The organism is Pseudomonas persica, assembly GCF_900291015.1.
In the GTDB taxonomy this organism is placed as follows: Bacteria; Pseudomonadota; Gammaproteobacteria; order Pseudomonadales; family Pseudomonadaceae; genus Aquipseudomonas.
The window spans coordinates 1-231 of sequence record NZ_OLKL01000410.1 but is presented as its reverse complement, the minus strand read 5'-3'; the positions used below and the strand labels follow the sequence as shown (position 1 = coordinate 231).

The following is a 231-nucleotide window of genomic DNA, read 5'->3' as shown; positions in this document are numbered from 1 at the left end:
CATGTGCGCGGCGCCTTCACCGGCGCGCATGGCGAGCGCCGCGGCAAGTTCGAACTGGCCAACGGCGGCACACTGTTCCTCGACGAAGTGGGCGAACTGCCGCTGACGGTCCAGGCCAAGCTGTTACGCGTGCTGCAAAGCGGCCAACTGCAGCGCCTGGGTTCGGACCGCGAGCACAGGGTGGACGTGCGCCTGATCGCCGCGACCAACCGCGACCTGGCTGCCGAGGTG

The 231-nt window shown here is 69.3% G+C and carries 1 protein-coding gene; it reads left to right on the top strand.

Annotated elements, in window-relative coordinates:
* Nucleotides 1–231, top strand: a 231-nt coding sequence (locus tag FQ664_RS27085) for a sigma 54-interacting transcriptional regulator (RefSeq protein ID WP_178091136.1), incomplete at both ends; no start/stop codon positions are given.